3 protein-coding genes are annotated in these 5498 nt (G+C 62.7%); 1 reads left to right on the top strand and 2 read right to left on the bottom strand.

Annotated elements, in window-relative coordinates; all coding sequences use genetic code 11:
- Positions 1-319: 319 nt before the first annotated feature.
- Positions 320-1525, top strand: coding sequence for an IS256 family transposase (locus tag CKO28_RS26545; RefSeq protein WP_200344315.1), 1206 nt, complete (start codon positions 320-322; stop codon positions 1523-1525).
- A 690-nt stretch (positions 1526-2215) separates the two neighbouring features.
- On the opposite strand, the gene CKO28_RS26540 is transcribed toward CKO28_RS26545, so the two are convergent.
- Together CKO28_RS26540 and CKO28_RS26535 are read right to left on the bottom strand one after the other, a co-directional pair.
- Entirely contained in the window at positions 2216-3268 is a 1053-nt protein-coding gene (locus tag CKO28_RS26540) for a hypothetical protein (protein ID WP_200344313.1), read from the bottom strand.
- A 619-nt stretch (positions 3269-3887) separates the two neighbouring features.
- Positions 3888-5294 carry an IS1380 family transposase gene (locus CKO28_RS26535; protein ID WP_200344311.1) on the bottom strand — a complete coding sequence of 469 codons (1407 nt, stop codon included), beginning with the start codon at positions 5292-5294 and terminating at the stop codon, positions 3888-3890.
- Positions 5295-5498 lie beyond the last annotated feature (204 nt).

Genomic DNA, 5498 nt, shown 5'->3' with positions numbered 1-5498 from the left:
GCGCCGCCGTCATCGAGAGTCTCGAAAAATCGCCGATTCCGGCGGCGCTTTCACGTGCCGATACGCCTGCCGGTTGAAAACGCCATGTGCAGCGGGAAATTGAGCGCCCGTTCATGAATAGATCGGGTTAGCCCCCTTGGTCCGCCCGCGTCCCAGCGAGTGGTGTCAGAGTAGCCGCCGGCCGCCCGCGCGGAGCGCCAAGTAACGCGTAGCGCGGGCGGCCGGCGGCGGCCATCGGGTGTCTCCGTTACGGTTGGGTAGAACAACCTGACCAACGGCAAGGGAGACGATCCCGGACACGCAGTCGCCGCGCAGCGGCATGACCACCCCCAAGATGGACCAGCTGCAGGCCGCAGTTCAAAACGCCGACGACGGCGACTTCCTGCGCGAGCTGATCGGGTTTGCCGCCCAGCGGCTCATGGACCTGGAAGTCGAGGCGTTCACCGGCGCCGGCTACGGCGAGCGCAGCGCGGAGCGACAGACCTGTCGCAACGGCTACCGCGATCGCCAGTGGCAGACGCGCGCCGGCGCCGTCGATCTGCGGGTGCCCAAGCTCCGCCAGGGCTCGTACTTCCCGAGCTTCCTGGAGCCACGCCGGGCAACCGAGAAGGCGCTGGTCGCCGTGATCCAGGAAGCCTACGTCCACGGGATCTCCACCCGCGCCGTCGACGACCTGGTGCACGCGATGGGCGGCACCGGCGTCTCCAAGTCGGAGGTCTCGCGGCTGTGCAAGGAGATCGACGAGCGCGTCCAGGCGTTCCTGAACCGCCCGCTCGAAGGCGACTGGCCGTTCGTCTGGCTGGACGCGACCTACGTCAAAGCCCGGCGCAACCAGCGCATCGTGTCGCTGGCGGTGATCATGGCGGTGGGCGTCAACACCGACGGCCGGCGCGAGGTGCTGGGCATGAAGATCGGCCTGTCGGAGGCCGAAACCTTCTGGACCGAGTTCCTGCGCGAGCTGACAGGTCGTGGGCTGCGCGGCGTCCAGCTCGTCGTCGCCGACGAGCACCAGGGCCTGAAGGGCGCCGTGGAGAAGGTCCTCGGCGCCACGACGCAGCGCTGTCGGGTGCGTTTCATGCGCAATGTGCTGGCGCGCGTGCCGAAGGCGCAGAAGTCCATGGTGTCGGCCATGGTCAAGACGGCGTTCACCCAGGAGACGCCGGAGGATGCGTACCAGCAATGGCGTGAGGTCGCCGACCGCCTGCGTCCGCAGTTCGACAAAGCCGCCGAACTGATGGACGCCGCCGAGCACGACGTCCTCGCGTTCATGCAGTTCCCAAAGGAGCTGCGCACCAAGCTGCACAGCACCAATACCCTCGAACGGCTCAACAAGGAGGTGAAGCGCCGGACCAACGTGGTCGGCATCTTTCCGAACGAAGAGGCGGTCGAGCGCCTGGTCGGCGCCGTGCTGCTCGAGCAGCACGAGGACTGGGCGGTCACCCGCCGCTACATGCCGGTAGAAACGCTCCAGGCGCTATGCCAGCCTGAGGACACCAACACTCCGCCGGCGCTCGCCGCGGAGTAGCCGCGCCCAACCCGCGGCGACATCCAGATGGCTGCCTCTGTTACACCACGCCACTGGACGCAATCCCTGGTCCTGTGTTCCACAGTTGGCGAACAGCCGTGGTTCGTTGTCCTCCAGCCCGACTTAAACAGCGCGGCGGCGTAACTTATTGATTATAAACGCAATTACGCGCTGTCGGTTAACGCGTGGCACTACGCTAGGGGCGGCTGAGAACTATTTACCCTGTTTTGCGCCTCAAGATTGAAAGAAAGGCGTCCTACTGTCCGCCCAGCCCGTTGAGAACGGGCCAGAGCCAAAACTTGAAGTGTTTGAAAGGCATCCATTGGCAAGCGCGACGTGTAGGGCGATGTCTCTGCTGCACATTGTGGCACCAAGACTTCACGCTATAAACCCCTAATGTAACGGCTATGCCGGACGTGGCATGGCACTACAGATATCGTTTTTGCACGGTAGTCGCCCGTTCAAAACCTGCATGAAACTGCGAAATCGCTGCGTTTACCGGGGCTTCAGCAGCCGAGGTACTGTTTAACTCCGGTCCAGGTGGGCCCACAGTCAGGGGAGCGTCGCGCAGCCCCAAAAGAGGCGCGCGCCGATCCGCTGAGTGTGGACTACCTGGACATCCGACTAGACCAGCAGTGGACTGGGTCTTTCCATGAGCACCATAAACCACGAACCAGTGGACCTATCCAGTTACATTTCCTCCACTGGCGGGTGTTCAAGTTCGCGAAACAGCCCGCGGATTTGCGCTTCAATTTCGTCCCGGCGTTGATCAACACTTCTCATAAGATCCGCCGCCTCCAGTTCTCTTGCCTGAATGCGCTGCTCCGTATCTGCCGCATCCTCTGGTCGTGATGGAATACGGACACCCTGGTCTTCGAGCGCCTGCAAAGTTCTACCGTTCGGTTGCTCCCGAGCTAGGCGAACAAAAAACTCAATAGCTTCTCTAGGTATGTCGTTTCTGAACGAGACCGCTCGCCGTCGACCGTCGAAAAGCTCCTGGCCGTGGATACGGAGCTGGACGCAACGAGCAGCAGGCTGATGGATCTGGAGCCCCCACCGCGGCCGCACGCTACCGATAGTGGACGTAGGTCCGTTCTGAGGTTCGGCAGAGGTGGGGGCCAGGATGTCGTTGTCAAAGATCGTCCAACCATTTCTCTGAAGAAGTAGTAACTGTCTAGCACTATCTTGTGCAGCTTCTGCTAAGCGCACAATCGCGTCCATGAGATCAGGTTCAGGTAGTGGAATGTCCTGCTCTGAATAGTCTTCAGGTTGGATCTCGGTCGGAATAGATGACCGGAGACGGCCTCGAATCACAGACCACCAGGTGGGACTGTTGAATAATGCAACCAAGTATGGAAGTGGGTAATTCTTGGATTCGGTCTCTGCATCTTCTCTTGATATGTTAAGCCTACGGACCTTATTTTGGATCTGACGGTTATCAACCCCCTGTAATAGATGCCAGGGTACCAACATGAAGACCGTGTGATTGCACGTAAGGAACGCCTCATAACCTGGCGGTCCAAATTGGCCGTCATCGTGTACGAACCCGCTAAAGCGACCGACCATAATTTTTTCGCGATCATATAGTTCGGGAAAAGTCGGTCGACGTACAAGCGCTGGCACACGTTCGGTCCCGTATTCAAGGAACTGTATGCGCTTCGGCCCGAAGTTTCTCAGGTCTGACCCGCCAACGTATGGTTTCCAGTGTGTAGCGTCGGGAGTATCTGAGATAAGATCGTCCAATTGAAATGCTCCAGGTGCTCTATCTTCATGAGCGTTGAGAACCATTCCAACTGAAATATAGCACACCTGTTTCAATGGATGACGCGCAACGTCATCCCGGATCGTAAGAGTTGGCAAGTTCGGTCGGAAAACGTCGGTTCCATACTGGGCCTGCGGTAACGCTTGGCGGGCATGTCGAGCAGGCGGTAGTCCATTGTGCCAATAACGAATTGTCGAGCCTTCGGAGACCCCGGTGCTGGCGATTATTATGGTGTTCGTGACAGCAGCGTCCTCAAATAGCCTTACCCCTGGGAAGAAACTCACCTCATCCACATTATAATTCTCAACAATGTGGTCCCTTAGACGACTCGTATACGGGACGGTTTCGATCGCATTACTTGTTATCATCCCGGATTATTCACCCAGCGGGCACCTGATGTACGCCGCTTCGGCGTAGAATGATCCCCGCGAGTCTGCGCCGCAGAGATTTCGATCGCGGCGAGTCTCCGTGAGCGGGCGCTTGATTGTCTGGTGTGCTTGTTCCCGCGATACGAGTCCGGTTGGACACGTTTTGTTGCCGCGCCGCGAGGGCCCGGAACCGCAATGGGGCAGCAGTCTCGTTGGACGGCGCTGGCGGCGGTTACGGCGGCGGCGCCCAGCACCACCTGTCGAGGCGGTGGCAGACCTGAGCCCAGACATCGGCGAACCGGCGTTCGATCACCAGGGTGAGCCGGCGGCTGTGCCGGATCACGCGCGTACCGGTCACCAGCAGGAGGCGGCGGAGCCGGCGCAGGCTGATCCCCTCCTTGCGCTCCGCCTCCAGGGCGGTACGCGCCGTATGCAGCAGTTCGTAGGCCAGCAGGTTCAGCTTCAGCAGCGCGGCGTTGCGCGCGAACGCGTCCGTAGCCGGGCCGTCGTCGACGGCCCGCAGGACGGGCACGCCCTGGTAGGTCGTCTTCGGCCGGGGCGTGGAGGAGAGCGCCGGATCGAGCACGCTTTTCAACTCACCCATAAAACCTTCCGCCGTGCCGCGCTCGCGATATCGGGCGAGCACGGCTTCCGCGTCCATCTGCTCGGCGGGGATGCTGGTTACAAGGTAAAAGCGGTCCAGCAGCAGATCGTCGGGCCGCTCCTTCACGACCATGATCACCCGGCGCGGCTGGTCCCAGGTGCCCGCCTGGTAGTCGAGATCCAGGCACCACTGGCGCGGCTCCTTGGGCGGTCGCCCGCGCGGGCGCTTCTTGTACGGCGCGCCCAGCCGGTCGAGCGCCTTGTTCGCCTTGAGCCGCCCGATGTAGGGCGTGTTGTCTGCTTCCAGGGCGGACAGCAGCTCCTCGCCGGGGAACCCGGCGTCGAACCGGATCATCGCGACCTGGCAGATCTCGCGCTTGGCTCGCGCGACCACGTTACGGATGAACGTCACCGCGTCCTGCGCGCTGCCGGCGTTGCCCGGCCGCAGCCAGGTATCCAGCATGTCGCCGGTCTCGGCCGCGCTGGCGACCAGCGGGTCGTAGATCCGGCCGCCGTAGTGGCCGTTCCACTTCGCACCGGGTTGATGGCCGTGGACCTCCAGCGGCAATCCGTCGATGTCGAGCGTCAGGTAGCGCTGGCGATGCCCGCGGCGGGCGGCGCGCAACCGAATGCCGGCGACCTCCATGATGGCCTCGGAGAGCGCTTCCAGGTTGCCGGCCCGGGTCAGGATGCCGAGCAGCCGGGACAACGTCGGCTGCGAGGCCAGCGCCCGGTCGGCCGCCTGGTCGCCACGGCGCGCGCTTCCCGCGATCCGGATCGCCAGGTCGTCGCGCAGCCGGTCGACATCCTGGCCGGGTCGCCACCCCTGGGCGATCAACACCACGGCCGTGCAGATCAAGCTCTTGAGATCGTGGGTGACGTAGCGCGGGTCCCGCGGGTCGCGCAAGTGAGCGACCAGGCGATCCAGCACGCCCGTCCGCTCCAGGATGTCGCGCACGAGAACCGCCCCGGCGTCGCCGCTGAGTTCCTCGTCCCGGGCCTCGACACGAACGGCCCGGTTGAACGCCGGGGCCAAAAGATGGGCGAGTAGACCGGCGAGTCACCCCGCCGGCCCCTCGGTAAGAACCGCTCGTGCAGGACTACCGCAAGCGGCTTTTATGTTGCCGAGTAGCCGCGGTAGGCCGGAAACCGCGGCAGGGGGAGAGGTGAGCCAGGCAAGCGGCTAGGGTCCGAACACCGAACCCGATGCGGAGATATGGCCCCTCTCCCCAAGGCGCGG

Origin of the sequence: Rhodovibrio sodomensis, assembly GCF_016583645.1 — a bacterium.
Lineage (GTDB): Bacteria > Pseudomonadota > Alphaproteobacteria > Kiloniellales > Rhodovibrionaceae > Rhodovibrio > Rhodovibrio sodomensis.
This window is presented reverse-complemented; position numbering and strand designations above follow the sequence as displayed.

Excerpts from the sequence above, each read along its gene's own strand:
- CKO28_RS26545 (WP_200344315.1), top strand. The coding sequence starts at position 320 with ATGACCACCCCCAAGATGGACCAGCTGCAGGCCGCAGTTCAAAACGCC.